The organism is Burkholderia cepacia GG4, from assembly GCF_000292915.1.
Classification (GTDB): Bacteria; Pseudomonadota; Gammaproteobacteria; order Burkholderiales; family Burkholderiaceae; genus Burkholderia; species Burkholderia cepacia_D.
Window position 1 is genome coordinate 172,034 of record NC_018513.1, and the last position, 26,336, is coordinate 198,369.

25 protein-coding genes and 2 pseudogenes are annotated in these 26,336 nt (G+C 67.3%); 25 read left to right on the forward strand and 2 right to left on the reverse strand.

The features are described 5' to 3' along the window. Positions 1-25: 25 nt before the first annotated feature. Positions 26-859, forward strand: coding sequence for a Cof-type HAD-IIB family hydrolase (locus GEM_RS00745; RefSeq protein WP_014895550.1), 834 nt, complete (start codon positions 26-28; stop codon positions 857-859). Between the two features lie 105 nt (positions 860-964). Here the strand turns inward: GEM_RS00745 and aqpZ are convergent, their stop codons facing one another. Then, positions 965-1,705, reverse strand: a complete 741-nt coding sequence (gene aqpZ, locus GEM_RS00750) for an aquaporin Z (protein ID WP_014895551.1) — start codon at positions 1,703-1,705, stop codon at positions 965-967. Positions 1,706-2,004: 299 nt separating this feature from the next. Here aqpZ and GEM_RS00755 point away from each other — a divergent pair, with 299 nt between their 5' ends. Continuing rightward, positions 2,005-2,301 carry an H-NS histone family protein gene (locus GEM_RS00755; RefSeq protein ID WP_014895552.1) on the forward strand — a complete coding sequence of 99 codons (297 nt, stop codon included), beginning with the start codon at positions 2,005-2,007 and terminating at the stop codon, positions 2,299-2,301. 100 nt (positions 2,302-2,401) lie between these two features. On the opposite strand, the gene GEM_RS00760 is transcribed toward GEM_RS00755, so the two are convergent. Further along, positions 2,402-3,466, reverse strand: coding sequence for a glycosyltransferase family 4 protein (locus GEM_RS00760; protein WP_014895553.1), 1,065 nt, complete (start codon positions 3,464-3,466; stop codon positions 2,402-2,404). A 651-nt stretch (positions 3,467-4,117) separates the two neighbouring features. Here GEM_RS00760 and flhD point away from each other — a divergent pair. The 23 genes and pseudogenes from flhD (at position 4,118) to GEM_RS00875 (ending at position 26,329) form a co-directional block, all read left to right on the forward strand. Then, the gene (gene flhD / locus GEM_RS00765; RefSeq protein ID WP_014895554.1) at positions 4,118-4,438 is read left to right on the forward strand and encodes a flagellar transcriptional regulator FlhD; all 321 of its coding nucleotides are present in this window, start codon (positions 4,118-4,120) and stop codon (positions 4,436-4,438) included. A 94-nt stretch (positions 4,439-4,532) separates the two neighbouring features. After that, positions 4,533-5,087, forward strand: coding sequence for a flagellar transcriptional regulator FlhC (gene flhC / locus GEM_RS00770; RefSeq protein ID WP_014895555.1), 555 nt, complete (start codon positions 4,533-4,535; stop codon positions 5,085-5,087). 178 nt (positions 5,088-5,265) lie between these two features. Then, the gene (gene motA / locus GEM_RS00775; protein ID WP_014895556.1) at positions 5,266-6,126 is read left to right on the forward strand and encodes a flagellar motor stator protein MotA; all 861 of its coding nucleotides are present in this window, start codon (positions 5,266-5,268) and stop codon (positions 6,124-6,126) included. Between the two features lie 13 nt (positions 6,127-6,139). After that, on the forward strand, positions 6,140-7,159 hold the full coding sequence (motB, locus tag GEM_RS00780; protein ID WP_014895557.1) for a flagellar motor protein MotB: 1,020 nt from the start codon (positions 6,140-6,142) through the stop codon (positions 7,157-7,159). Positions 7,160-7,183: 24 nt separating this feature from the next. After that, positions 7,184-7,561 carry a response regulator gene (locus GEM_RS00785; protein WP_014895558.1) on the forward strand — a complete coding sequence of 126 codons (378 nt, stop codon included), beginning with the start codon at positions 7,184-7,186 and terminating at the stop codon, positions 7,559-7,561. 33 nt (positions 7,562-7,594) lie between these two features. Continuing rightward, positions 7,595-8,410, forward strand: a pseudogene (locus tag GEM_RS00790) (Hpt domain-containing protein); the annotation flags it as partial. Between the two features lie 176 nt (positions 8,411-8,586). Next, the gene (locus GEM_RS32475) at positions 8,587-8,862 is read left to right on the forward strand and encodes a hypothetical protein (protein WP_420358929.1); all 276 of its coding nucleotides are present in this window, start codon (positions 8,587-8,589) and stop codon (positions 8,860-8,862) included. 168 nt (positions 8,863-9,030) lie between these two features. Continuing rightward, positions 9,031-10,215 (forward strand): annotated as a pseudogene (locus GEM_RS00800) (chemotaxis protein CheW); the annotation flags it as partial. 48 nt (positions 10,216-10,263) lie between these two features. Continuing rightward, on the forward strand, positions 10,264-10,779 hold the full coding sequence (gene cheW, locus GEM_RS00805) for a chemotaxis protein CheW (RefSeq protein ID WP_014895562.1): 516 nt from the start codon (positions 10,264-10,266) through the stop codon (positions 10,777-10,779). A gap of 37 nt (positions 10,780-10,816) precedes the next feature. Continuing rightward, the gene (locus GEM_RS00810) at positions 10,817-12,778 is read left to right on the forward strand and encodes a methyl-accepting chemotaxis protein (RefSeq protein ID WP_014895563.1); all 1,962 of its coding nucleotides are present in this window, start codon (positions 10,817-10,819) and stop codon (positions 12,776-12,778) included. A 3-nt stretch (positions 12,779-12,781) separates the two neighbouring features. Then, positions 12,782-13,759, forward strand: a complete 978-nt coding sequence (locus GEM_RS00815) for a CheR family methyltransferase (protein WP_014895564.1) — start codon at positions 12,782-12,784, stop codon at positions 13,757-13,759. Beyond that, on the forward strand, positions 13,756-14,502 hold the full coding sequence (gene cheD / locus GEM_RS00820) for a chemoreceptor glutamine deamidase CheD (protein ID WP_014895565.1): 747 nt from the start codon (positions 13,756-13,758) through the stop codon (positions 14,500-14,502). The genes GEM_RS00815 and cheD overlap by 4 nt, the downstream gene beginning before the upstream one ends. Beyond that, positions 14,499-15,590, forward strand: a complete 1,092-nt coding sequence (locus GEM_RS00825) for a protein-glutamate methylesterase/protein-glutamine glutaminase (protein ID WP_014895566.1) — start codon at positions 14,499-14,501, stop codon at positions 15,588-15,590. The genes cheD and GEM_RS00825 overlap by 4 nt, the downstream gene beginning before the upstream one ends. 67 nt (positions 15,591-15,657) lie before the next feature. Beyond that, a complete protein-coding gene (gene cheY, locus GEM_RS00830; protein ID WP_014895567.1) occupies positions 15,658-16,053 on the forward strand; it encodes a chemotaxis response regulator CheY in 396 nt (131 codons plus the stop codon). Between the two features lies 1 nt (position 16,054). Beyond that, on the forward strand, positions 16,055-16,786 hold the full coding sequence (gene cheZ / locus GEM_RS00835) for a protein phosphatase CheZ (protein ID WP_014895568.1): 732 nt from the start codon (positions 16,055-16,057) through the stop codon (positions 16,784-16,786). Between the two features lie 258 nt (positions 16,787-17,044). Continuing rightward, a complete protein-coding gene (locus GEM_RS00840; RefSeq protein WP_041490420.1) occupies positions 17,045-17,548 on the forward strand; it encodes a DUF2844 domain-containing protein in 504 nt (167 codons plus the stop codon). 16 nt (positions 17,549-17,564) lie between these two features. Beyond that, positions 17,565-18,815, forward strand: a complete 1,251-nt coding sequence (locus GEM_RS00845) for a DUF3443 domain-containing protein (RefSeq protein ID WP_014895570.1) — start codon at positions 17,565-17,567, stop codon at positions 18,813-18,815. A gap of 137 nt (positions 18,816-18,952) precedes the next feature. Next, positions 18,953-19,450: a VOC family protein gene (locus GEM_RS00850; protein ID WP_014895571.1), complete on the forward strand. Its 498-nt coding sequence runs from the start codon at positions 18,953-18,955 to the stop codon at positions 19,448-19,450. A gap of 351 nt (positions 19,451-19,801) precedes the next feature. Further along, a complete protein-coding gene (locus GEM_RS00855) occupies positions 19,802-20,182 on the forward strand; it encodes a DUF805 domain-containing protein (RefSeq protein ID WP_014895572.1) in 381 nt (126 codons plus the stop codon). 295 nt (positions 20,183-20,477) lie between these two features. Then, complete coding sequence (gene flhB / locus GEM_RS00860; RefSeq protein WP_014895573.1) at positions 20,478-21,677, forward strand: flagellar biosynthesis protein FlhB; 1,200 nt, start codon at positions 20,478-20,480, stop codon at positions 21,675-21,677. Continuing rightward, positions 21,674-23,776, forward strand: coding sequence for a flagellar biosynthesis protein FlhA (gene flhA / locus GEM_RS00865; protein ID WP_014895574.1), 2,103 nt, complete (start codon positions 21,674-21,676; stop codon positions 23,774-23,776). Before flhB ends, flhA begins: the two co-directional genes overlap by 4 nt. Continuing rightward, positions 23,773-25,518, forward strand: a complete 1,746-nt coding sequence (flhF, locus tag GEM_RS00870) for a flagellar biosynthesis protein FlhF (protein ID WP_014895575.1) — start codon at positions 23,773-23,775, stop codon at positions 25,516-25,518. Before flhA ends, flhF begins: the two co-directional genes overlap by 4 nt. After that, positions 25,511-26,329 carry a MinD/ParA family ATP-binding protein gene (locus GEM_RS00875; RefSeq protein WP_014895576.1) on the forward strand — a complete coding sequence of 273 codons (819 nt, stop codon included), beginning with the start codon at positions 25,511-25,513 and terminating at the stop codon, positions 26,327-26,329. The genes flhF and GEM_RS00875 overlap by 8 nt, the downstream gene beginning before the upstream one ends. Positions 26,330-26,336: the final 7 nt, after the last annotated feature.

The window sequence follows — 26,336 nt, forward strand, 5'->3', positions numbered from 1 at the left end:
TCCAGCGCGCCATTCACCCGTCCCCATGTACAAAGTCATCGCCACCGATCTCGACGGCACCCTGCTGAACAGCGACCACCAGCTCGATCCGTACACGATCGAGACCGTCCGCCGGCTCGACCGCGACGGCCTGCAGTTCGTGATCGCGACGGGGCGCCACTACGCGGACGTCGCCGGCATTCGCGACGTGCTCGGCATCCGTCCGTACCTGATCACGTCGAATGGTGCGCGCGTGCATGCACCGGACGATACGGCGATCCATGCGGAGGACATCGATCCCGCGATCGTCCGCGGCCTCGTGCAGCCGGACGTGACGGGCACGCACGGGCGCGTGATCGTCAACCTGTTCACCGACCGCAACTGGCTGATCGACCGCGACGCGCCGCACCTGCTCGAATTCCACCAGGATTCAGGCTTCCGCTACGACGTGATCGACATGGCCGCGCACGACGGCGCGGACATCGCGAAGGTGCTGTACATCGGCGAGCCGGCCGATCTGGCGGTGGTCGCCGAGCAGATGCGCGTGCAGTTCGGCGACGCGCTGTACGTTACGTACTCGCTGCCCGACTGTCTCGAAGTGATGACCGCGAACGTATCGAAGGGCCGGGCGCTGCGCGCGGTGCTCGGGCGGCTCGGCGTCGACACCGGCCACTGCATCGCGTTCGGCGACAACATGAACGACATCGACCTGCTCGAAACCGCCGGCCACGCGTTCATGATGAACAACGCGAACCCCGACCTGGTCGCGCGCCTGCCGCACATCCCGCGGATCGGCAACAACTTCGACGCGGGTGTGGCCCGCCACCTGCGTACGCTGTTCGCGCTCGAGGACACCCTCGACGACGTCGCCGCTTCCTGAGCGGAAATGAAAAACGGGCGCCAATGGCGCCCGTCGAAATCACTTGCCTCGATGTTGTTGGACAGCGTGAGGCTCGCTGCTCTGCTCGCGTCACCCCGTGGCGTTTTATTCGATAGTGCGAGCGGATGCGGGCAGCAGGCCGACGGCATCGTCGCGCCCTGCGATCAGCGGGTAGATGATCCCTGCGATGGCCGCCCCGATGATCGGCGCGACCCAGAACAGCCAGAGCTGGCCGATCGCGTCGCCGCCGACGAACAGCGCGGGGCCGGTCGAGCGCGCCGGGTTCACCGACGTGTTGGTGACCGGAATCGAGATCAGGTGGATCAGCGTCAGGCACAGTCCGATCGCGATCGGCGCGAAGCCGGCCGGCGCGCGCTTGTCGGTCGCGCCGAGAATCACGAACAGGAAGAAGCCCGTCATCACGACTTCGCAGATGAACGCCGCGCCGAGCGAGTAGTGGCCGGGCGAGCGCTCGCCGAAGCCGTTCGTCGCAAAGCCGCTGCCGACGACGTCGAAGCCCGGCTTGCCGGTCGCGATCAGGTACAGCACGAACGCACCGAGCGTCGCGCCGACGACCTGCGCGACGATGTACGGCGCGAGATCGCGTGCCGGGAAGCGGCCGGCGACCGTCAGGCCCACGCTCACCGCCGGATTCAAATGGCAGCCCGAAATATGGCCGATCGCGAATGCCATTGTCAGCACGGTCAGGCCGAATGCAAGTGCGACGCCGGCAAAGCCGATGCCGAGGCCCGGAAAGGCGGCGGCCAGCACGGCGCTGCCGCACCCGCCGAGCACCAGCCAGAACGTGCCGAATGTCTCTGCAGCCAGACGCTGAGAAAGATTCATGTAAGGACCTTGTTCAAGTGTGTGGGTGACAAGCGGACGACCGGTTGATTTATTCCGTCGTCGGGAATTGGTCTGGATTATAGGAAATGAAACGGGTTCGGGAGGGTCAACGATTGTTAAATTTGAATGGCTGACGAATGGCTTTTATTAGAATAAGTCCGCATTCTCGATATAGCCGAATCGGTTAAAGATGACAGCATTAATTTCGAAGAGCAGGGCGGCAGGGCGGATGACGTAACGGGTGTTGGCGTTCCGGCCGGACTCGCCGGAGCCGCATCATGGATAAAGGGAGCCGAAAAATGTCTCAATACGCGAAACTCAAGGCGCAGATCGCCGATCTGCAGGCCCAGGCGGACGATGTGCGTCGCCAGGAAGTGGCGGCGGTGATCGCCGAGGTCCAACGGATGATTGCCGAGTATGGCTTGACGGCCCAGGACCTGGGCTTCGCGGACCGGGCGCGGCGCGGCCGTCCGCCCAAGAAGGCGCCGCTGCCCCCGAAATACCGCGATCCGAAGTCGGGTGCGACCTGGAGCGGTCGCGGCAAGCCGCCGAATTGGATCGTCGGGAAAAACCGCGATCGTTTCCTGATCGAATGACCGGACAAAAAGAAAGAGCCGCATCGACGATGCGGCTCTTTGGTTTTTGGCGCGGGTTTCGGCGCGAATTTTACCGAATATTTCCCGGTGGATTTCGGTGTCAGGCGCCTGCGACCCGGCGCAAGGCCGGTTGCTTGGCCGTCATGCAAAGCGATTCGTAAGTTTCGACATAACGCCGCGCCATCGCCTTCGAACTGAAACGCGTATCGAAACGCGCGCGGATGGCGTCGCGCGGCAGGCTGTCGATCCGGTGCAGCGCGCCGACCGCGCCCTGCACGTCCTCGACGATGAAGCCGGTCACGCCGTCCTCGATCACTTCCGGCACCGAGCCGCGGTTGAACGCGATGACCGGCGTGCCGCATGCCATCGCCTCGATCATCACCAGCCCGAACGGCTCCGGCCAGTCGATCGGGAACAGCAGCGCCTTCGCGCCGGACAGGAACGCGGGCTTCTGCGCCTCGTTGATCTCGCCGATGAATTCGACGTGCGCTTCGCCGAGCAGCGGCTCGATCACTTCCTTGAAGTAGTCGGCGTCGGCCTTGTCGACCTTCGCGGCGATCTTCAGCGGCAGCCCGCTTTGCGCGGCGATCCGGATCGCGGTGTCGACACGCTTTTCGGGGCAGATCCGGCCCAGGAACGCGAGGTATTCGGGCTTCACGTCCGGTTGCGGCGTGAGCAGCGTGTCGGGCAGCCCGTGATACACGGTGCCGGCCCAGGCAGCCTGCGGCAGCGGCTTGCGCTGGTTGTTCGAGATCGACACCACCGGTGCGTCCGGGAACGCGTCGAACACGGGCTGCAGTTCCGGCAGGTCGAGGCGGCCGTGCAGCGTCGTCACGTACGGCGTATCGAGACGCGACATCAGCGGGAACGGCAAGTAGTCGAGGTGGAAGTGCAGCACGTCGAATTCGTGCGCGACGCGGGCGACCTGCTCGAGCAGCCGCATATGGGGCGCCATCGAATCACGAATCGACGGGTCGAGCCGCAGTGCGCGCGGCCATGCCGCCTCGAGGCGGGCGGACGTGACGGAGTCGCCGCTGGCGAACAACGTCACGTCGTGGCCGAGCTCGACGAGCGCCTCGGTGAGGTAGGACACGACACGCTCGGTGCCGCCATACAGTTTCGGCGGGACAGCTTCGTAAAGCGGCGCGATCTGGGCAATACGCATGGGCGTTCTCCAGTGACGACCAGCGTGGATGCTCGAGGGCGTGTGCTGGTCCTGCAAGGTTGCGGAACTCGCCGACACACGCGTCGTGCGGTGCGGGGCCGGGTCCGTGGCGGGGTGCGCGGGACGCCGGGTGGCAAGCTGCGGGGCGGGCCGGCACGGCTCCCGCCGTCGCCCAGTGGAGTCCATTATCGATATCGCCTTCGGGGGTTCGAGTGTTTTTTCAAACACTTAAGGCTTGTTACACGCTGAAATACGCGAAAACCCCGATAAAAAGGGTCCGGAATCATAAAGCGAGATGGCCACAACTATTGTTGCGCTATTGTGAAAAACCACTATAATTTTTACCGATTCACTTGCCGGCGGCCTTGCCAGGCAGCCTTCCGCCGTAATCGCCCGATGCGACACCGCATCACTGATGAATCCGCGCCTCACTCGCTTCCTTTCAATTCGCCTTGTCGGAAAAATTCCTACACGGTTTACAGACAAATCCTGCAAGGCATACGCCACTTCGCTGATACCGGCATAAATGCCGTTTGGCCAGAATTCGCCCTGTAAGAATATAAACGTGCCGAAGGACGCCAAGAGCGCCCTGCTCGAGCAAACGTTTTCATAAGATGCAAGGCCAAAGCAAAGCTCTTTAACGGGGGAATCATGAGCGCCACCAGCGAAATGCTCAGTGAGATCAAAGAGGTCAACCTGTCGTACCTCCTCCTCGCGCAGCGCCTGCTGCGGGAAGACAAAGCGATGGGCATGTTCCGCATGGGCGTTTCCCAGGAACTTGCCGACGTGCTCGCGAACCTCACGCTCGCCCAGACCGTGAAGCTCGCCGCGTCGAACCAGATGCTGTGCCGTTTTCGCTTCGACGATCACGCGCTGCTGTCCTCGCTCGCCGACAAAGGGCGCAGCGACGTCGTCACGCACGCGCACTCGGCCATCCTGATGGCCGGCCAGCCGGTCGAAAGCGTCCGCTGATCCTTCCCCGCCTTGCGTTTGTCCCGGCGCGCCGCGCCGGCGGGCAGCGTATTGGCCACTCATCCGAACAACGTCAAGCGGACGGTTATTCACCATGGCAAGCAAAAGCGTCGTGATCGAGGTGAAGGAAATCACCCTCGCGATCGAACTGATCGAACTGGGCGCCCGCCTGCAACTGCTGGAGGCGGAGACGAGCCTGTCGCGCGACCGCCTGATCAAGCTGTACAAGGAACTGAAGGGCGTGTCGCCGCCGAAGGGGATGCTGCCGTTCTCGACCGACTGGTTCATGACGTGGCAGCCGAACATCCACTCGTCGCTGTTCTACAACATCTACCGGTTCATGCAGGACCACGGCCGCTGCGATCCGATCCAGTCGATCGTGAAGGCGTACCGGCTCTATCTGGAGCACGTGAACCTGTCCGGCGACGAGGCTGCGCTGAGTCTCACCCGCGCATGGACGCTGGTGCGCTTCTTCGACTCGGGGATGCTGCAGATGACCCCGTGCACGCGCTGCGGCGGTCACTTCGTCGCGCATGCGCATGATCCGCATCAAGGTTTCGTGTGCGGTCTGTGCCAGCCGCCGTCGCGCGCCGGCAAGACCCGCAAGGCCGCCGCGGCGCGCGCCGAACTGTCCGCCGCCGCGGCCTGAGCGCCGCCGGGCGTGGCGCGGGTAGGGCCGAACGGTCGCCGCGGGCCGCGCGAACCGGCCGGGGATTGCTGGTAAACACCGCCGTGCCGTCGCGGCGCGACCGCGAAAGTTTTCCTGCCGACTGCCGTAAACCTGATTAACGGCGGTCTCCCCGCCGGTCTTTCGTGAGGGACAGGCAGTGCTGATTATCGTGGGAACACTCGTGACGCTGTTGTCCGTCTTCGGCGGCTACGCGCTGGCAGGCGGGCATCTGGGCGCATTGGTCCAGCCGCTCGAGATCCTGATGATCGCCGGCGCGGGTGTCGGCGCGTTCATCCTCGGCAACGGCATGAAGACCATCAAGGCGACGCTGCGCGTGCTGCCGACGCTCTTCAAGGGCTCGAAGTACACCAAGGACGTCTATATGGAGCTGATGGCGCTCCTGTACGTGCTGCTCGCGAAGGCGCGCAAGGAAGGCACGCTGACGCTCGAGGCCGACATCGACGATCCGGACAAGAGCCCGATCTTCACCCAATACCCGAAAATCCTCGCGGATCGCCACATCGTCGAATTCCTGACCGACTACCTGCGCCTGATGGTGGGCGGCAACATGAACGCGTTCGAGATCGAGAGCCTGATGGACGAGGAGATCGAGACGCACCACGCGGAAGGCGAAGGCCCCGCGCACGCGCTGATGCGCGTCGGCGACGCGATGCCGGCGTTCGGGATCGTCGCGGCGGTGATGGGCGTCGTGCACACGATGGCGTCGGCCGACAAGCCGCCCGCGGTGCTCGGCGCGATGATCGCGGAGGCGCTGGTCGGCACGTTCCTCGGGATTCTGCTGTCGTACGGGCTGATCGGGCCGCTCGCGAGCCTCGCCGAGCAGCGCGTCGCCGAGTCGACCAAGATGTTCCAGTGCATCAAGGTCACGATCCTCGCGAGCCTGAACGGCTATGCGCCGGCGATCGCGGTCGAGTTCGGCCGCAAGGTGCTGTTCTCGACCGAGCGTCCGTCGTTCACCGAGCTCGAAGAGCATGTGCGCCGCGTGAAGGCGAAGTGACGCGGAGCGTTCGATGAGCAAGAACAAGGACCGCGCGATCGTCGTGAAACGGGTGGCCCCGCAGAAGAAGGGCCACCATGGCGGCGCATGGAAGCTCGCGTACGCGGACTTCATGACCGCGATGATGGCGTTCTTCCTGCTGATGTGGCTGCTGAGCTCGGTCACGCCGGTGCAACTGAAGGGGATCGCCGAGTACTTCAACACGCCGCTGAAGGCCGCGCTGTTCGGCAACGGCGATCGCAGCTCGCAGGACTCGAGCATCATCAACGGCGGCGGCCGCGACCTGTCGAGCGCCGACGCGGGCACGCTGCGCCGTACCGACGGCACGACGCCGCTCGCCGATCGCGTCGCGAAGCCGGTCGACGAGAAGTCGCACTCGCAGGCGCAAGGCGCGCTCGAGCGGCAAGAGCAGGCGCGCCTGCACGACTTGCAGATCAAGCTGATGGCCGCGATCGAGGCGAACCCGACGCTGCGCCAGTTCAAGCAGCAGATCCGCATCGACTCGACGCTGATGGGGCTGCGCATCGAGATCGTCGATACGCAGAAGCGGCCGATGTTCGCGATGTCGAGCGACCACGTCGAGCCGTACATGCGCGACATCCTGCGCGAGATCGGCAAGACGCTGAACGACGTGCCGAACCGGATCATCGTGCAGGGCCACACCGACGCGGTGCCTTACGCGGGCGGCGAAGGCGGCTACAGCAACTGGGAGCTGTCGGCCGACCGCGCGAATGCGTCGCGCCGCGAGCTGATCGCGGGCGGCATGGACGAGGAGAAGGTACTGCGCGTGCTCGGCCTCGCGTCGACGCAGAACCTGAACAAGGCCGATCCGCTCGACCCGGAAAACCGCCGGATCAGCGTGATCGTGCTGAACCGCAAATCCGAAGACGCGCTGATGCGCGACGACGCGACGACCACGACGCTGTCGGCTGACGCGGCGGGCTCGAAGCTGCTGGCCCAGCAGCTCGGCGGCCCGTCGTCGGCCGCGCAACCGGCGCTCGCGAGCGCCGTCGCCGTGGCACCGAAACCCTGACGTTTCCCAGATTCCGAGACAGACATGATCCGAACCATTCTCGCCATCGACGACTCCGCGACCATGCGTGCGCTGCTGCAGGCGACGCTTGCGCAGGCCGGCTACGACGTGACGGTGGCGCCGGACGGCGAAGCCGGCTTCGACATGGCGGCCACCGTGCCGTACGACCTGGTGCTGACCGACCAGAACATGCCGCGCAAGAACGGGCTCGAGGTGATCGCCGCGCTGCGCAAGCTGAGCGCGTACGCCGACACGCCGATCCTCGTGCTGACGACCGAAGGCAGCGACGCCTTCAAGGACGCCGCGCGCGACGCAGGCGCGACCGGCTGGATCGAAAAGCCGATCGACCCGACCGTGCTGGTCGACCTGGTCGCGACGCTGTCCGAGCCGGCAGCTTCCTGACATGAACGCGACGAATCCAACCGGTGACCGGGCATGACTCTCGACATCACGCAGTTCTACCAGACCTTTTTCGACGAAGCGGACGAGCTGCTCGCGCAGATGGAGCAGTTGCTGCTGAACCTCGACGTCGGCTCGCCCGACCCCGAGGACCTGGCGGCGATCTTCCGCGCCGCGCATTCGATCAAGGGCGGCGCGGCGACGTTCGGTTTTTCCGCGCTGACCGAGACGACCCACATCCTCGAATCGCTGCTCGACCGTGCGCGCAATCACGAGCTGACGCTGACCAAGGAAATGGTCGACGCATTCCTTGAGACCAAGGACGTGTTGTCCGACCAGCTGGTCGACTACCGTGCGAGCGCCGAGCCCGACGCGGCGGCCGCCGCGACGATCTGTGCGAAGCTCGAACGCTTGAAGGCCGAGAGCGGCGCGGGTGCGCCCGCGGTCGTCGATGCCGCGCCTGCCGCACCCGCTGTCGCTGAACCGGCACTGGTGCCGGCACCCGTCGCCGGCGGCGATCGCGCGCCCGACCACGTGGTCGAGCAGGCCGTCGCGGCCGCTCATCCGGCGGCCGACGCCGGCGCGGACGGCCCGCACCTGAGGATCACGCTCGTCGGCGTCGACGCGAAGGACCAGGCGCTGCTCGCCGAGGAACTCGGCAATCTGGGCCGGATCGTCGGCCGCGAGGAAGCGGGCGGCGACCTGACGCTGTGGCTCGAATCGGACGTGCCGTCCGACGACATCGTCGCCGTGTGCTGCTTCGTGATCGACGACAGCCAGATCCGCATTGCGCGCGGCACCGCGCCGGCGGCGCCTGCCGCCACGCCGGCCGCCGCCGAGCCGGTCGCGGCTCCTTGTCGTGCTACCTGACGACGGTCGTTTAGACCTCATGCGCAGCTTTTAGCCGCTGAACTAATGCGGCTGCTCTTCAAGTTCAGCTGGGTCTTCGGGCACGACTGGTTGCGTGCGCGTGCCCTGTAATCCCATACCAACTCCACGAACGAACTTGTCGTGGGCGTGGCCCGTTCCTGAAGGTAGAACACCACCCAGCCGTCGCCTTCCATCACGCGCTTCATGAACAGGTCGCGAAGTGCGCGTACCTCGTATCCTGGCAGCTCGCCGTCGAGAACTTCCTCGGGGTGCTTGCGAACATCGGGGAACATCTCCGTGTCACCCTGCACATGAACACGGTAAACTGGATTCCCGACCTGTTCATGAAGCGCCTGGTTGACCGTGCCGACTGGTGTCTGTTCTCACCTTCGACCTGCCCGGACCTGCTTGACACTTGCCGTTCGTGCCCTTGAGCGGCTTACACAGTTTACGAAGACAAGGTCGCGCGCGGCCGAATCCGGCTGTTAACTAAGATTGCGGCGCGTTTTCTTTGGCGCCTGATGATCTGCATGCTGGTCCATACGCGACAGCCGTGGATCACGTTCACGACTGCTTGCAACGTGCGCTCGCCGAGTTGAAACGTCGGCGTCGAGAAGGTCGACCAGCTGATCAACCTGGTCGGCGAACTCGTGATCACGCAGGCGATGCTCGCGGAAACGGCGAGCGCGTTCGATCCGGCGTTGCACGATCGCCTGTTCAACGGGATGGCGCAGCTCGAGCGCAACGCGCGCGACCTGCAGGAAGCGGTGATGTCGATCCGCATGATGCCGATGGACTACGTGTTCAGCCGCTTCCCGCGGCTCGTGCGCGATCTCGCCGGCAAGCTCGGCAAGCAGGTCGAGCTGGTCACGTTCGGCCAGGCGACCGAACTCGACAAGAGCCTGATCGAGCGGATCATCGATCCGCTCACGCACCTCGTGCGTAACAGCCTCGACCACGGAATCGAGACGGTCGACAAGCGCGTCGCCGCCGGCAAGGACGGGGTCGGCCAGCTCGTGCTGTCGGCCGCGCATCACGGCGGCAACATCGTGATCGAGGTCAGCGACGACGGCGCGGGCCTGAACCGCGAGCGGATCCTCGCGAAGGCCGCGAAGCAGGGCATGCAGGTGTCCGACAACATCAGCGACGAAGAAGTGTGGAACCTGATCTTCGCGCCGGGCTTCTCGACCGCCGAGACCGTGACCGACGTGTCGGGGCGCGGCGTCGGGATGGACGTCGTGAAGCGCAACATCCAGTCGATGGGCGGCCATGTCGAGATCACGTCGCAGGCCGGCCGCGGCACGACCACGCGGATCGTGCTGCCGCTCACGCTCGCGATCCTCGACGGGATGTCGGTGAAGGTCGGCAGCGAGATCTTCATCCTGCCGCTGAACTTCGTGATGGAGTCGCTGCAGCCGTCGATCGACGACATCTACACGGTCGGCAACGGCGAGCGCGTGGTGCGCGTGCGCGGCGAATACCTGCCGCTCGTCGCGCTGCACGAGGTGTTCTCGGTCGAGGATGCGCGCACCGACCCGACCCAGGGGATCGTCACGATCATGGAAACCGAGGGGCGCCGCTTCGCGATGCTGATCGACGAGCTGGTCGGCCAGCAGCAGGTGGTCGTGAAGAACCTCGAAACCAATTACCGCAAGGTGCACGGCATCTCGGCGGCGACCATCCTCGGCGACGGCAGCGTCGCGCTGATCGTCGACGTCGCGGCGCTGAACCGCGAAACCCGTGCGACGCACGGCGCCCGAGCCGGCGCCGAGCTCGCGATCTTCTGACTTTCGCCATTCAACCGATTGGGGGCAAACGTGTCTGCTGAAGTCCAAATGATCAATCCGGCCGCGGCGAACGCGGCAACCAGCCGCCGCGACGCCGAGCAGGGCGATGCGACGGGCCAGGAATTCCTCGTCTTCACGCTCGGCGACGAGGAATACGGGATCGACATCCTGAAGGTGCAGGAAATCCGCGGCTATGACAGCGTCACGCGCATCGCGAACGCGCCGGACTTCATCAAGGGCGTGATCAACCTGCGCGGGATCATCGTGCCGATCGTCGACATGCGGATCAAGTTCCATCTCGGCCGCGTCGAGTACGACCACCAGACCGTCGTGATCATCCTGAACGTGTCGAACCGCGTGGTCGGGATGGTGGTCGACGGCGTGTCGGACGTGCTGACGCTGCAGACCGACCAGATCATGCCGGCGCCGGAGTTCGGCGCGACACTGACGACCGAGTACCTGACGGGCCTCGGCACGGTCGACGGCCGGATGCTGATCCTGATGGACATCGAGAAGCTGATGTCGAGCCGGGAAATGGCGCTGATCGAGACGCTCGGCACGTAAGCGCGCCGCGCGCGCAGGAACTTCGGGAGAATTCGCAATGTTGCATAACTGGTCGATCCGCACGACGCTGACGGCGGTCGGACTCATCCTCGTGTGCCTGGCCGCCGCGGTCGGCGGGCTCGGCCTCTACGCGCTCAATCACGCGAGCCGCTCGCTCGACGAGATCGCGCACGTCGACCTGCCGGCGATCCACACGCTCGACGACACGTCGTCGTACCTGCTGCGCGCGCGCGTGTCGCTCGACCGCTTCCGCTCGCTGACCGAGGCCGGCAACGCGGCCGAGGCCACCAAGGTGCTCGACCGCGCGCAGGAGCTGTACGCGAAGTCGAACCAGAACTGGCAGGCGTTCCAGGCGACGCCGAAGCTCGGCGTCGAGCCGGCGCTCGTCGACGAACTCACCGCGCGCTACACGGCGATCGTGAAGGAAGGCGTCGAGCCGGAATTCGCGGCCGCGCGCGCGGGCGACATGGCCGCATACCACGCGGTCGCCGACACGAAGATCAGCCCGATGTTCGTCGCGTACGACCAGGCCGCGTCGGTCGTGGTCGCATCGTTGCAGAAGCGCGCGGAAGAACGCCAGGCCGCGACGCAGTCGCAGATCTCGATGATGATCGGCCTGATCGCGGCCGGCATCGCGATCGCGTTCGTCATGGTGATCGCGATCCGCTTCGTGTTGCGCGGGCTGATCGTGAAGCCGCTCGAGGATGCGATCGCGCACTTCGAGCGCATCGCCGGCGGCGATCTCACGCAGCCAGTCAACGTGTTCAGCACCAACGAGATCGGCCGCCTGTTCGGCGGCGTCAAGCGGATGCAGGACGCCGTGACGACGATGGTGCAGGCCGTGCATCGCGGCACCGAGTCGATCGACGTCGGCGCGCGCGAGATCTCGACCGGTAACACCGACCTGTCGCAGCGCACCGAGGAGCAGGCAGCGTCGCTGCAGGAAACCGCATCGAGCATGGAGCAGTTGACCGGCACCGTGCGCCAGAACGCGGAGAACGCACGCCAGGCGAGCCAGCTCGCGGTGAATGCGTCCGACATCGCGACGCAGGGCGGCGACGTGGTCGGTCAGGTCGTGTCGACGATGCAGGACATCGCGGCGAGCTCGGGCAAGGTCGTCGACATCATCGGCACGATCGAAGGCATCGCGTTCCAGACCAACATCCTCGCGCTGAACGCGGCAGTCGAAGCCGCGCGGGCCGGCGAGCAGGGCCGCGGCTTCGCGGTGGTCGCGGGCGAAGTGCGCTCGCTCGCGCAGCGCAGCGCGAGCGCGGCGAAGGAAATCAAGCAGCTGATCGGCGATTCGGCCGAGAAGGTCGAAAGCGGGTCGGCGCTCGTCGCGCGCGCCGGCTCGACGATGGACGAGATCGTGCAGGCCGTGCGCCGCGTGACCGACATCATGGGCGAGATCAGCGCTGCGTCGGACGAGCAGTCGACCGGCATCGAGCAGGTCAATCGCGCGGTCGGCCAGATGGATTCGGTCACCCAGCAGAACGCGGCGCTCGTCGAGCAGGCCGCGGCGGCGGCCGCGTCGCTCGAGGAGCAGACGCGCCAGATGAAGGCGATCGTGTCGGACTGGCGCGTGGCGGGCGGCATCGTGCTCGCGCCGGCGCGCAGCGCCGTGCGCGTGGCCACGCATGCACCGGCCGAGGCGCCGGCGTTGCCGCCGGCGAGCCGTTACGAAGCCGCGCCGGCCGCGCTGCCGGCACCGCAGGCCGCAGCACAGCCGGCACGTCGCGCCGCGCCGGCGGCGCATGCCGCGGCACCGGCGTCGGGCCACGACGCGAAACGCGCGACGGATGCCGTCGCACGCGCGTCGAAGGCCGCGCCGGCCGCGGGCGGCTACGGCCCGCGTCTCGCGAACGCGAACGCGAAGGCAGCCGCCGCACCGGCGCACAAGCCGGCCGAGAAGCCCGCACTGGTGCGTCCGGCGCTGCACGGCGAGAAGCCGGCGCCGGTCGCGGCCGGCACGTCCGATGACGACTGGGAGACCTTCTAAGCCATGTCGTCCGCGCGCGCACCGTTTCGACCCGATGCACCGGATCCGTCGCCCCGCGCGGGCGAGCCGGGGCGCGACTTCGCGTTCACCGGCGCGGACTTCGCTCGCATCCGCGCGCTGATCCATCAACGCGCGGGAATCTCGCTGTCCGAGCACAAGCGCGACATGGCGTACAGCCGGCTCGCGCGCCGGCTGCGCGCACGCGGCCTCGACACGTTCCGCGACTACCTCGACCTGCTCGAGCAGGAGGACGATCCGCTCGAGTGGGAAGCGTTCACCAACGCGCTGACGACGAACCTGACCGCGTTCTTCCGCGAGTCGCACCACTTCCCGATCCTCGCGGATTTCGTGAAGGGGCGGGCGGCGCCGGTGTCGGTCTGGTGCTCGGCGGCGTCGACGGGCGAGGAGCCGTACTCGATCGCGATCACGCTGATCGAGGCGCTCGGCGAATCGGCCGCGCGCGGCGCATCGATTCTCGCGACCGACCTCGACACGCAGGTGCTCGCGAAGGCCGAGGCCGGTATCTATACCTACGACCAGGTCAAGCACCTGGCGCCGGAGCGGCTCAAGCGCTTCTTCCTGAAGGGCACCGGCGCACAGGCCGGCCGCGTGAAGGTCCGCCCGGAACTGCGCGCGATGATCCGCTTCGAGCAACTGAACCTGACCGATGCCGATTACGGGATCGCGAAGCCGTTCGACGCGATCTTCTGCCGCAACGTGATGATCTATTTCGACAAGCCGACGCAGGGGCAGGTGCTGGCGCGCTTCGAGCCGCTCGTGAAGCCGGGCGGGCTGCTGTTCGCCGGGCATTCCGAGAATTTCACGTACGTCTCGCAGGCGTTCCGGCTGCGCGGCCAGACCGTGTACGAACTGACGCGCGATGCCGCGCAGGGCACGCGCCCGCGCGCCGCGGCCACGGCGGCAGCGGTGCCGCCGCGCGTCCCCGCACGTGCCGCACCTGCTTACGGAGAACGCGGATGAGCGCTCTGCCGATCGCGACCAATCGCTACTTCGACAACCACTTCGAACGCCCCGGCGTGAAGCTGCTGCCGAACGAGTTCTACACGACGTCCGAGGACATGGTGCTGATGACCGTGCTCGGTTCGTGCGTCGCCGCGTGCCTGCACGACCCGTTCGCGGGCATCGGCGGGATGAACCACTTCATGCTGCCCGACGACGGCGCCGACGCGGGTGCGGCTGCGTCCGATTCGATGCGCTACGGCGCATACGCGATGGAAGTGCTGATCAACGAACTGATCAAGGCGGGCGGGCGCCGCGAACGCATCGAGGCGAAGGTATTCGGCGGCGCGGCCGTGCTGGCCGGGATGACCACGATCAACATCGGCGATCGCAACGCGGATTTCGTGCGCCGCTACCTTGCGCTCGAACGCATCCGCATCACCGCGGAGGATTTGCAGGGCGTGCACCCGCGCAAGGTCGCGTTCATGCCGCGCACGGGCCGCGCGATGGTGAAGAAGCTGCGGCTGCAGGTGCCGGGCGTCACCGAGCGCGAAGCCGCGCTGGCGCGCGAAGCCGACCGCGTGCGCGCCGCCCGGCCGCGCGCGCACGTCGAGCTGTTCGCGGCGAAGCGCCCGGCCGCACCGCCGCCGGCGCGTCCGCGCATCGAGCTGTTCGGCGCCCGCGGCGCCGGCAGCGCGCAGGCGGCGAACCCGAAGGCCGGCAGCCCGTTGGCGGGCAACCTTTCGAGAAAGCAGGAGGCATGACCGCAGTGCAGAAGATCAAAGTGTTGTGCGTCGACGACTCGGCGCTGATTCGCAGCCTGATGACGGAGATCATCAATAGCCAGCCCGACATGACGGTGTGCGCGACCGCGCCCGATCCGCTCGTCGCGCGCGAACTCATCAAGCAGCACAACCCGGACGTCCTGACGCTGGACGTCGAAATGCCGCGCATGGACGGGCTCGACTTCCTCGAGAAGCTGATGCGCTTGCGGCCGATGCCGGTCGTGATGGTGTCGTCGCTGACCGAGCGCGGCTCGGAGATCACGCTGCGCGCGCTCGAACTCGGCGCGGTGGATTTTGTGACGAAACCACGCGTCGGGATTCGCGACGGCATGCTCGACTATGCGGAGAAGCTCGCGGACAAGATCCGCGCGGCGTCGCGCGCGCGCGTGCGGCAGGCGCCGCAGCCGCAGGCAGTCGCGCGCGCAGCGGGCAGCCACCCGGCCGCGCCGCTGGTCAACAACCCGCTCGTCAGTACCGAGAAGCTGATCATCATCGGCGCGTCGACGGGCGGCACCGAGGCGATCCGCGAAGTGCTGACGCCGCTGCCGCCGGATGCGCCGGCGGTGCTGATCGCGCAGCACATGCCGCCCGGCTTCACGAAATCGTTCGCGCAGCGGCTCAACGGCCTGTGCCGGATCGCGGTGAAGGAAGCCGAGCACGGCGAGCGGGTGCTGCCCGGCCATGCGTATATCGCGCCGGGCCATGCGCACCTGTTGCTCGCACGCAGCGGCGCAAACTACATCGCGCAGCTGTCCGACGAGCCGCCGGTGAATCGCCATCGCCCGTCGGTCGACGTGCTGTTCCGCTCGGCGGCGCAGCACGCGGGCAAGAACGCGATCGGCGTGATCCTCACGGGGATGGGTCGCGACGGCGCGGCCGGCCTGCTGGACATGAAGCGCGCGGGCGCCCACACCTTTGCGCAGGACGAGGCGAGTTGCATCGTGTTCGGGATGCCACGCGAGGCGATCGCGCTCGGCGGCGCGGACGAGATCGCGCCGCTCGCCGAGATGAGCCGGCGCGTGATGGCGCGGCTCGCAACGATGGGCGACCGCGTGCAGCGGGTCTGAATGAAATGTCACGGGGCGCGTGCGACGCTGCGGGTCCCGACGGTAACGAATCTGCAAAGGAACGACGATGGACAAGAGCATGAAAATCCTGGTGGTGGACGATTTCCCGACGATGCGCAGGATCGTCCGCAACCTGCTCAAGGAACTGGGCTATACGAACGTCGACGAAGCCGAGGACGGCGCAGCCGGCCTCGCACGGTTGCGCGGCGGCGGCTTCGACTTCGTGATTTCGGACTGGAACATGCCGAACCTCGACGGCCTCGCGATGCTGAAGGAAATCCGCGGGGACGCGACGCTCACGCACCTGCCGGTGCTGATGGTCACGGCCGAGTCGAAGAAGGAAAACATCATCGCGGCCGCGCAGGCGGGCGCGAGCGGCTACGTCGTGAAGCCGTTCACGGCCGCGACGCTCGACGAGAAGCTGAACAAGATCATCGAAAAGATGGCGAAGGCCGGGAGCTGACGTGAACGAGTCGATCCATGCGGCGCTCGCCGGCGCGGCGTTCAGTGCCGAGAGCCACGCAGAAGGGGCCGATTTCGCGAGCGACCGGATCCTCGCGCGCATCGGCCACGTCACGCGCACGCTGCGCGATTCGATGCGCGAGCTCGGACTCGACAAGCATGTCGAGCGCGCGGCGGAAGCCGTGCCCGATGCGCGCGACCGTCTGCGCTACGTTGCGACGATGACCGAGCAGGCGGCCGAGCGCGTGCTGAACGCGATCGAGATCGCCAAGCCGGTGCAGGAGCGCATCCAGAATGAGGCCGAGGCGCTCGACGCCCGCTGGGCGCAGTGGTACGCGGCGCCGATCGAGCACGCGGAAGTGCGCGAGCTGATGGGCGATACGCGCACGTTCCTGCACGCGCTGCCCGAAGCGACTTCCGCGACCAGCGCGCAGCTGCTCGAGATCATGCTCGCGCAGGATTTCCAGGACCTGACCGGGCAAGTGATCAAGAAGATCATGGAGATGGTCTACCTGATCGAGCAGCAGCTGCTCACCGTGCTCGTCGAGAACATCGCGCCCGAGCGGCGCGAGCAGTTCGCGGCGACCGCGGCCGCACTCGCGGCCGAGCAGATCAGCGCGACCGGCAGCCCCGAGTCGCTGCTGAACGGGCCGCAGATCGCGCCCGAAGGCAAGTCCGACGTCGTGCAGGACCAGGCGCAGGTCGACGACCTGCTCGCGAGCCTCGGCTTCTGAGCTTGCCGCCTCGCGCCGGCGCCCGTTCGTTTCGTCGGGCGGCCCGGTGCGCATGGCTTTTGCCGTTCCCCGGGCCCACCGCGAGCGGGCCGCGCTGCCTGTCATGCCGCGGCAATTTGACACTCCGGCACACTCCGGAGGCATACTACGCGTCAGCAGCAACGAAGCGTCAATCTTGAGACTTTCATTCGTTGACCCACGGGGCCGAGCCTGATGGCGGTGCCGCTGGCAACGAAGCCAGTCCCTTTGGGGGGGAACGTGAAGCTGAAACGCTTGGGCTGGGCCGTCGCGCACGCGACGGCAGCGACGGGTGTGCTGTGGGCGGTCCACGCACACGCCGAATTGGGCGGCGCGCCGATGTCGCCGCCGGCGGACGATCATGCCGCCACGGTGCGCACGATGCAGCGCGCGATGCGCTCGGCCGACGGTGTGCAGGCGAGCGCGGCCGCGTACACCGTTCGCGAGATCACGCTCGCGTCGGGCACTGTCATCCACGAATACACGTCCGTCACCGGCGCCGTGTTCGGCCTCGCATGGCGCGGGCCGAGCATGCCGGACCTCGAGTCGCTGCTCGGCGGCTATTTCCCGCAATACACCGCCGGTGTCCAGGCGGCGCACGCGGCGGGCGGCTGGCGCGCGCCCGTGTCCGTCGAGACGAGCGGCCTCGTCATCCGGACGGGCGGCCACATGGGCGCCTTCGCGGGGCAGGCATGGCTGCCGGCCGCGCTGCCGGCCGGCCTGACCGGCACCGACATCCAGTGACAGCGGGAGAGCGATCGTGAATATTCCTCTTACCTTCAAGCGCTGGCTCGGCCTCCTGGGCCTGGCGGCTGCCACGGCGATGCTCATGGCCGCATGCGGCGGCGGCGGCGACAACAATGGCGGGAGCGGCGGCAGCAACGGCGGCTCCAGCGTGTCGGACGGCAATACCGCGAACACGGCCGTGATTTCGGTCGGCACCGGCGTCGCGCGCGTGATCAACATCCCGACGGTCAACGTGAAGATCTGTGCGCCGGGCACGTCGAATTGCCAGGTGGTCAACAACGTGCTCGTCGACACCGCGTCGTATGGGCTGCGGCTGGTCGGCAGCGCCGTGTCTGGCGTGCTCGGCAGCCTGCCGCAGGTGACGAGCGGCGGCGCGCCGGTTGCCGAGTGCGGCAAGTTCGTGACGAGCTTCACCTGGGGCTCGGTGCGTACTGTCGACCTGTCGATCGGCACCGAGCGGGCGAGTTCGCTGCCGGTGCAGATCATCGGCGATCTCGGTACGACCAACGTGCCGAGCTCGTGCTCGAACAACGGTGCCAGAACGTCGGCCAACACGGCGAGCGATCTCGGCGCGAACGGCATCCTCGGCATCGGGCCGGCGCCGCTCGACTGCGGCACGACCTGCGCGACGTCGACGTCGGCGACCTCCAACAACTACTACGCGTGCCCGAACGGCAATTCGAGCTGCGCGGTCGCGCTGGTGCCGGTCAACCAGCAGGTGGCCAACCCGGTCCATCGCTTCGCGACCGACAACAACGGCGTGATCGTGCAGATGCCGAGCGTCTCGAGCAGCGGGCAGGGCAGCGCGACCGGCCTGCTGACGTTCGGGATCGGTACGCAGAGCAACAACGCGCTTGCCGCATCGACGGTGCTGACGTCGACGACGACCGGCGACGTGAGCGCGACGTTCCTCGGCGGCGCCGTGACCGCGTTCTTCGATACGGGCTCGAACGCGTATTTCTTCAACGATTCGGCGCAGACGCCGTGCCCGGTCAACAAGCAGTTCTACTGCCCGTCGTCGTCGACCACTTATACGGCGACGCTGACCGGCCAGAACGGTACGACGGGCGGCGTGTCGATGCCGGTCGCGAACGCCGATGCGCTGTTTACGAACACGTCGACGTTCGCGTTCAACGACATCGCCGGCCCGTTCGGCGCGGCCGGGTGGCTCGATCTCGGCATGCCGCATTTCTACGGCAAGACGATCTACTTCGGGATGGACAAGACCGGGAGCGGCGGCGCGCAGCCTTACGTCGCGTTCTGACGCGGCACGGGCAGCAGCAGCAAAGGGGGCGAGCGATCGCCCCCTTTTTTATTTGTGCGCGGGCCGCGGTGTCCGGGTGCAGCGCCTACGATATAAGACCGGCACCGATGCCGGGACGACATCGAGGAGACACCGCCATGAGCCAGCGCATTCAACGCATCACGCCGTTCCTGTGGTTCGACTGCGACGCCGAGGCGGCCGCCGGCTTCTACGTGTCGGTGTTCGACGACGCGCGCATCGTGCACGTCGCGCGCTACGGCAAGTCCGGCGCGCAGGCGTCCGGGCAGGCCGAGGGCGCGGTGATGACGGTGTCGTTCGAACTCGACGGGCAGGGCTTCCTCGCGCTGAACGGCGGTCCGGCGTTCCCGCTCACGCCGGCCGTGTCGTTCGTCGTCAACTGCCGCGACCAGCGCGAGATCGACCGCTACTGGGCGGCGCTGGCCGAAGGCGGCGACGAGCGCGCGCAGCAGTGCGGCTGGCTGCGCGACCGCTTCGGCGTGTCGTGGCAGGTCGTGCCCGTGCAGATGCCCGAACTGATGGCGGGCGACCCGGCACGCGCCGAGCGCGTGATGGCGCAAGTGTTGAAGATGAAGAAGCTTGATCTCGCTGTGCTGCAGCAGGCGGCGGCCGGCTAGCGCGAAGGCCGGCCGGGACGCGATGCCTTCGCGCGTGCGCGTGCCGAACGTGGATATTCCGGCCGGCCGGTTAATCGCTTGCCCGGCGATCGTTTCGATTATCGATTGTGTTGCGTTTCATTCGGATGTAATCAATTGATGAATTATCGTCTTGTTATTTTTTCTGGAACATCACGATTATGAAAATAATGTGACGTGCGAATCGGCGATCCGGGGTGCCGCTGTCGTGGCCGTTCCTGGGGCGTATTGGCGCACCGTGGCACGCGAAAATGGATGGAGTCGGCTGAAATTCAAACTTATAATGCCCGCGGTGTTTTCGGGGTGTTTGATATAAAACATGAGGGCAATAAAATGAATTTCAGTGAAGCCGTTCGTTCTGCGCTCAATCAATACACGAAATTCGAGGGCCGCGCTCGGCGTGCGGAATACTGGTATTTCGCGTTGCTCACGAGCGTCGTGTCGATCATCTGTCAGCTGATCACCATGGTGGGACACGATGCGGGCGCGATCTCGCTGCTGGTGACGATCGTCGCAGCGGTCGCGTCGCTCGCGCTGGTGCTGCCGAGCCTCGCGGTCACCGTCCGCCGCCTGCACGATACGGGCCACTCCGGCTGGCTCCTGCTGATCGCGTTCGTTCCGCTGGTCGGCGGCATCCTGCTGCTCGTGTGGATGTGCTCGCGCGGCACCAACGGACCGAACCGCTACGGCACGGATCCGATTCCGGCCATCTGAGCGCCGTCCGCCCCGACGCACGACGCCGTCGCGTCGGGGCGGCTGGCTCATCGCAGCGCCGCTGCAACGATTCCCCGCCTCATCCGTCCTGACACTGCATCACGCATCCCGGCGACGCGTTTTCCACCGCCTCCGCACGCGCCGCATCAGTCCATCCCCGCCGCCGCGCCGCCTCGCCCGATTCCCCGAAATACCCCCCTTTCCCGGCTTTGCTCGACCGATCGGCGTTTGACGCGCGCATGAATAATCGGTGTCACTGGAAAGCGGCATGTCGCCGTACCCGACTGGAGGCCCCGTGGCAGACGAGAGCGATCTCGACAGAACAGAAGCCGCCACTCCGAGACGCCGCGAGAAGGCGCGCGAGGAGGGGCAGGTCGCGCGCTCGCGCGAACTGGCTTCGTTCGCGCTGCTCGCGGCCGGGTTCTACGGCGCGTGGCTGCTCGCGGGTCCGTCGGGCGCCCATCTGCAGGCGATGCTGCGCGGCGCGTTCGCGTTCGACCGCGCCACCGCGTTCGACACGCACCGGATGCTGTCGGCGGCCGGCAGCGCGAGCGTCGAAGGCCTCGCCGCGCTGCTGCCGATCCTCGCGCTCACCGGCCTCGCCGCGCTGCTCGCGCCAATGGCGCTCGGCGGCTGGCTGATCTCGCAGAAGACCTTCGAGCTGAAGTTCGACCGCCTGAACCCGATCTCGGGCCTCGGCCGCATCTTCTCGATCCAGGGGCCGATCCAGCTCGGGATGTCGCTCGCGAAGACCCTGATCGTCGGCGGGATCGGCGGGATTGCGATCTGGCGCAGCAAGGACGAACTGCTCGGTCTCGCGACGCAGCCGCTCGGCTCGGCGCTCGCGGATGCGATGCATCTGGTCGCCGTGTGCTGCGGCACGACGGTCGCCGGGATGCTGGTGGTCGCCGCGCTCGATGTGCCGTACCAACTCTGGCAGTACAACAAGAAGTTGCGCATGACGAAGGAAGAAGTGAAGCGCGAGCATCGCGAGAACGAAGGCGATCCGCACGTGAAGGGCCGGATCCGCCAGCAGCAGCGCGCGATCGCGCGGCGCAGGATGATGGCCGCCGTGCCGAAGGCCGACGTGGTCGTCACGAACCCGACGCACTTCGCCGTCGCGCTGCAATACACGGACGGCGAGATGCGCGCGCCGAAGGTCGTCGCGAAGGGCGTGAACCTCGTCGCTGCGCGCATCCGCGACCTCGCGGCCGAGCACAACGTGCCGCTGCTCGAGGCGCCGCCGCTCGCGCGTTCGCTGTATCACAACGTCGAACTCGAACGCGAGATCCCCGGCTCGCTGTACTCGGCCGTCGCCGAGGTGCTCGCGTGGGTCTACCAGTTGCGGCGCTTCCGCTCGGAAGGCGGCGCGTTCCCGGCCGCGCCGGTCGATCTCGACGTGCCGGCCGAACTCGACAAGGGCACGTCGGTCGCGGCCGACGACGAGCGCGAGGAAGCCGAGGACACGCTCGGCAAGCAAGGGAACGCAGCATGAGCACCCCGACCACCGGCCTGTTCGCCAAGCGAGCGAACCCGTTCGCGGGCACCAACCTGCGCGCGCTCGCGGGCCCGATCCTCATCTGCATGATCCTGGGGATGATGATCCTGCCGCTGCCGCCGCTGCTGCTGGATCTGCTGTTCACGTTCAACATCGCGCTGTCGGTGATGGTGCTGCTCGTCAGCATGTACACGATGAAGCCGCTCGATTTCGCGGCGTTTCCGAGCGTGCTGCTGTTCTCGACGCTGCTGCGCCTGTCGCTGAACGTCGCATCGACCCGCGTGGTGCTGCTCGAGGGCCATACGGGCCCCGACGCGGCGGGCCAGGTGATCGAGGCGTTCGGCCACTTCCTGGTCGGCGGCAACTTCGCGGTCGGCATCATCGTGTTCGTGATCCTGATGATCATCAACTTCATGGTGATCACCAAGGGTGCGGGGCGGATCGCCGAAGTGTCCGCACGCTTCACGCTCGACGCGATGCCCGGCAAGCAGATGGCGATCGACGCCGACCTGAATGCGGGCCTCATCAACGAAGAGCAGGCGCGCAAGCGTCGCCTGGCCGTGTCGCAGGAAGCCGAGTTCTACGGGTCGATGGACGGCGCGTCGAAGTTCGTGCGCGGTGACGCGATCGCGGGCCTGATCATCATGGCGATCAACGTGATCGGCGGGCTGATCGTCGGGATGGTGCAGCACGACATGAGCTTCGCGGCGGCCGGCACCAACTACACGCTGCTGACGATCGGCGACGGCCTCGTCGCGCAGATCCCGTCGCTCGTGATCTCGACGGCGGCCGGCGTGATCGTGTCGCGGGTCGCGACCGACGAGGACATCGGCACGCAGATCACCGGCCAGCTGTTCACGAATCCGCGTGTGCTGACCATTACCGGCGCGATCATCGTGCTGATGGGGCTGATCCCGGGCATGCCGCACTTCGCGTTCCTCGCGCTCGGCGGCGGCGCGATCTGGCTGGCCCGCACGCAGGTCCGCCGCGCCGCGGCCCGCCAGGCGGCGGGCGACGTGACCGAGGTCGCGCCGCCCGCCGCGCTGTCGGGCGACAGCCACGAGGCGACCTGGGACGACGTGCAGCTGATCGACCCGCTCGGCCTCGAAGTCGGCTACCGGCTGATTCCGCTTGTCGACAAGAACAGCGACGGTGAGTTGCTCAAGCGCATCAAGAGCATCCGCAAGAAATTCGCGCAGGAAATCGGCTTCCTGCCGCCGGTGATCCATATCCGCGACAACCTCGAGCTGCGGCCGAACGCGTACCGGATCGCGCTGAAGGGCGTCGAGATCGGCACGGGCGAAGTGTTCCCGGGCCAGTGGCTCGCGATCAATCCGGGCCAGGTGACGGCCGCGTTGCCGGGCGCCGTGACGCAGGATCCGGCGTTCGGGCTGCCGGCCGTGTGGATCGACGTCGCGATGCGCGAGCAGGCGCAGGTGTACGGTTACACGGTGGTCGACGCGAGCACGGTCGTCGCGACCCACCTGAACCATCTGGTCGTCCAGCACGCGGCCGAACTGCTCGGCCGCCAGGAAGTGCAGTCGCTCGTCGAGCGCACCGGCAAGGACGCGCCGTCGCTCGTCGAGGACCTCGTGCCGAAGACGATCTCGCTGACCACGCTGCAGAAAGTACTGCAGAACCTGCTCGAGGAAGGCGTGCCGATCCGCGACATGCGCACGATCCTCGAGGCCGTGTCCGAGCAGGCGGGCCGCGGCGACGCGTATGAGATCACCGCCGCGGTGCGGCTGTCGCTCGGCCGCGCGATCACCCAGCAGTGGTATCCGGGCGCCGGCGAGATGCAGGTGATGGGACTCGATTCGAATCTCGAGCGCGTACTGTCGCAGGCGCTCGCCACCGGCGCGAACCCGGGCCTCGAACCCGGCCTCGCGCACAACCTTTTGACCGGCACGCAGCAAGCGATGCTGCGTCAACAGAATCTCGGGCTGCCGCCCGTGCTGCTCGTGCAGCACGCGCTGCGCGCGATGCTCGCGCGCTTTCTGCGCCGCAGCCTGCCGCAACTGAAAGTGCTGTCGTACGCCGAAGTGCCGGATACACGCACGATCAAAGTCGTTAACGTCATCGGGGGTTCCGCTTGAACATTCGCAAATTCACCGGCGCGACCAGCCGCGACGCGCTTCGCCTGGTTCGCGAGGCACTCGGCGCCGACGCCGTCGTGCTGTCGAACCGCACGCTCGATGACGGCAGTGTCGAAATCGTCGCACTCGCCGACTCGGATCTCGCCGCGGTGACGCCGCCGCCCGCCGCCCGTCCGCGCGCCATGGCGCCGCGCGCGCCGGAATCCGTGCCGGCCGCCGCGGTACCGGGCATCGTGTCGCGCCCGGGCGCCACGCTCGCGCGCCCCGCAGTCAATCCGTATGCAGCGGGCGACGGCGGGCTGCCGGACGTGTTCTCGTCGGTGTTCGGCGCGAGCGCCGAAGCGACGGAGCCGGCCGCCTTCGATGCCGACGCGAACGCAACGGACGCTGCATCGCTGTCGCCACTGGCAACTGCGTCCGCTGCCGGCGCAGCCGCGCCCGCGGCATCCTCCGAACCCGCGGCGTGGCTCGTCGAGCACGCGAAGCGCCTGACGCAGCAGCGCGAAGCGCTGATCGCCCGCGCAGAGGCGGCACAAGCCACACCGCAGGCGCCTGCGCGCAAGCCGCAGGACGCTGCTGCCGCGACGCCGGCCGGCTGGGCGCGCGACATCGTGCGCGACGCCGAACGCCGGATCCCGCCGGCCGCTGCCCGCACGAGCGACACGAGCGCCGCGAAGCCGGCCGAACGCGCGCGCCTGTCCGCCGACGCGGCCGCCGTGCTCGCCGACGCGGTGAAGTCGCGGCTCGAGAGCATCGTCAACGACACGGTGATGCACGAGCTTGGCGCGATGCGCGGGATGATGGAAGAGCAGTTCGACAGCCTGAAGTGGCATGACCGCCAGCGCCGCAGTCCGGTGCACGGCGCGCTGACCAAGCACCTGTTCTCGGCCGGTTTCTCCGCGCAGCTGGTGCGGATGCTGGTCGACAACCTGCCGTCCGGCGACGGCGCGCAGACCGTCGAGCAGGCCGCCGAATGGGCGCAGTCGGTGCTCGCGGCGAACCTGCCGGTGCTCGACAGCGAGGATGCGCTGATGGAGCGCGGCGGCGTGTTCGCGCTGATGGGGCCGACGGGCGTCGGCAAGACGACCACCACCGCAAAGCTCGCCGCGCGCTGCGTGATGCGCTTCGGCGCGAGCAAGGTCGCGCTGCTGACCACCGACAGCTACCGGATCGGCGGCCACGAGCAGTTGCGCATCTTCGGCAAGATCCTCGGCGTGCCGGTGCACGCGGTGAAGGATGCCGGTGATCTCGCGCTTGCGCTGTCCGAGCTGCGCAACAAGCACATTGTGCTGATCGACACGATCGGCATGAGCCAGCGCGACCGCGCGCTGTCCGACCAGATCGGGATGCTGCACGGTGCGAACGCGCCGGTGCAGCGCCTCTTGCTGCTCAACGCGACGAGCCACGGCGACACGCTCAACGAGGTCGTCCAGGCGTACCGCAGCGCGGGCGAGCATCCGGACCTCGCCGGCTGCATCCTGACCAAGCTCGACGAGGCGACCCACCTCGGCGGCGTGCTCGACACGGTGATCCGCTACAAGCTGCCCGTCCACTACGTGTCGACCGGCCAGAAGGTGCCGGAGAACCTGTACGTCGCGACGACCCGATTCCTGCTGAAGAGCGCGTTCTGTGTGCCGCGCGACGGCTCGCCCTTCGTGCCGCAAGACGAGGACATGCCGACGCTGCTTTCCGCACTGACCGCGCGTTCCACCGCCGAGCTGCACGAGGTGCGATTTGGATAAACGGATCATCGATCAGGCCGAAGGGCTGCGGCGCCTGCTGGCCGGGCGCGCGTCGCGCATCGTCGCGGTGACGGGCGGGCCGGCCGGCGTCGGCTGCACCGCCACCGTCGTGAACGTCGCGGCGGCGCTCGCCGCGCTCGGCAAGGACGTGCTCGTCGTCGACGAGCGCGCCGACGTGGATTCGGCCGCGGCGACGCTCACGGGCGCCTGGCTGCGCGACGGCGAACGCACGCGGGTCGCCGCCGGGTTCGGCCTGTGTGCGGCCGCGCGGCTGGCGCGCGACGGCTACAGCGATACGCAGTTGAGCGACTTCATCGACGGCCAGGCCGACATCGTGCTGGTCGACGCGCAGCTCGGCGCCGACGGCACGTTCTCCGCGCTCGCGCGCGAGGCGCACGACGTGCTGATCGTCACGCGGGTCGCCGCGCAGGCGATCACCGAGGCGTACGCGTGCATGAAGCGGCTGCATTTCGCGCACGCGGTCGCGCAGTTCCGCGTGCTGACCAATCACGTCGGCAGTCACGCGGACGCGAAGGTCGCGTACGACAACCTCGCGGGCGTTGCGAGCCGCTACCTGACGGTGTCGATCGCCGACGCCGGCTGCGTGAGCGCCGATCCGCTCGTCGAGCACGCGCGCGAGCTGATGCATACCGCGGTCGATGCGTTCCCGTCGTCGGCCGCCGCGCGGGACTACCGGCAGATTGCTGCCGACCTGCTGTACTGGCCGATGCGCCCGAGCCTGGGTGCAGGCCGTGCCGTGCATGCGGGCGGCAAGCCGTCGTACGAGACGGGTGCGGCCCACGCCGCGTGAGCGGAAG